The organism is Candidatus Obscuribacterales bacterium, assembly GCA_036703605.1.
GTDB lineage: Bacteria > Cyanobacteriota > Cyanobacteriia > RECH01 > RECH01 > RECH01.
In genome coordinates this window covers 1-1433 of sequence record DATNRH010000417.1, presented here as the reverse complement: position 1 = coordinate 1433, position 1433 = coordinate 1, and the positions used below count along the sequence as shown (strand labels likewise).

3 protein-coding genes are annotated in these 1433 nt (G+C 49.8%); all 3 read right to left on the bottom strand.

The genetic code is table 11. The annotated features are described in order from the left end of the window. Window positions 1-377, bottom strand: a 377-nt coding sequence (locus V6D20_08565) for a hypothetical protein (GenBank protein ID HEY9815834.1), incomplete at its 3' end; no start/stop codon positions are given. Beyond that, window positions 340-567 (bottom strand): hypothetical protein, encoded by a 228-nt coding sequence (locus V6D20_08560; protein HEY9815833.1) that lies wholly within the window; start codon window positions 565-567, stop codon window positions 340-342. The genes V6D20_08565 and V6D20_08560, both read right to left, overlap by 38 nt. Before the next feature lie 386 nt (window positions 568-953). Next, window positions 954-1334: a hypothetical protein gene (locus V6D20_08555; GenBank protein ID HEY9815832.1), complete on the bottom strand. Its 381-nt coding sequence runs from the start codon at window positions 1332-1334 to the stop codon at window positions 954-956. Between the last annotated feature and the right edge of the window lie 99 nt (window positions 1335-1433).

The following is a 1433-nucleotide window of genomic DNA, read 5'->3' as shown; positions in this document are numbered from 1 at the left end:
TTTCCAAGCCGAATGTCTCTTGTTTGCTGCCTGGTTCTTCCAGGAAGGACCTCAGGGCACTGGTTGTCAATTTCTAGCCTAATGAGTTTGCACTCGGCTCGACGCTCGGCTGTGTCACCTGGGTCATTTGCTTCCGCTGGTTCGGGATCAACTGGCTGATTGTCCTGTTCGGGCAGTGGTGGAGGATCAATGTTTGCCACAGCATTGTTAGGTATGTCAGGAGGTAAGTGTTGGTCTTGGTCGTCTTGTAGGTCCTCAAGTTTGTCCTCTCCCACATCTGTGACTGACTGGTCCAGGGGCATGTCATCCTCATTCTCTTCCTGGCTGGGCATCTCCATCCTAATCATCATCATCATCTTCATCGTCATCATCATCATCGTTGTTTACCTGACCATGTCGGTTGGTGAATGATAGGCCTGCAGCCAAATTGCCTGCCACCAGCTGCTCAACTCTGGTGATGACCTCTGCCGGCATTGGCAGCTCTGTCCAGTGGTTCCGGTTGAGGATCCTCCCAGTCTGAAGGCTGTAGAAGTAGTATCCTCCCTGGCTGTTGCCAGTTGGTCTCATGGCAATCACTCCTGTTGTCTGAGTGGACATTGAGTTGTCATGCTCCTCGTGGCTGTACCTGGACGTAAGACCCATACTCCAGACGACAGTGCCGATGGTAGTCTATCTCCTGTCCTGTTATTAGCTCTTGCGGGTTCAATGCTTGAGCCAGAAGTTGCTGTGGTATGCTATCTGCACGACCATCTGAGCCGGCAGCCTCCTCTTGTATGGGAGCGTGTTATACATTCCCCGAGTTCATTCCTTTACAAGTCAGATGCATCATTCGGCCTCTGGTACGTGCTCATCTTCTGGTACATGCTCATCTTGGGATGTTATGTTGAGCGTGATGCCTATCTCTGCCAAGTCACCTCTTATAGGTTCAAACTCTCCATCCATCTTCATGATGGTTACCTTGAACCCCTCTGCATGTACACCTTGGCTACGTTTCCGATGGCCTTGGCTAGGGTCATCATCATTTGGTTGGTCACTAACTCCATGGTGCCAAACCTGATTGAACTGCTGATTGTTACCATGAATGGTATCTTGCTGATCTTCATGATGTCTCCACCCAATGTTACTTCCCTGTACCGGTCCATGATAGCAGCAGGGATAACCATCACATCTGTGTTCACCTTCCCGGGTGGTCTTCGTACTGTCTTTCCCTTTAGTGAGCCCAGGTGGTCCGGTCCGAATATGTCCTCAGCTGCGATGATGTCCTTGCGTGTGATGGGACAGTTCTTTAGCTTCTGCACTTCTTCCCATCCACTAGTATCTCTAGATATGTCCAAAGGCTAGGTCTGCCTATTTTCTTCTGTATACTATGGGCTAGTACTGCGTGAGTAGTCGGATTGGGTGCACTTAGATTTATTCTCAGCTACTGTGTTAAT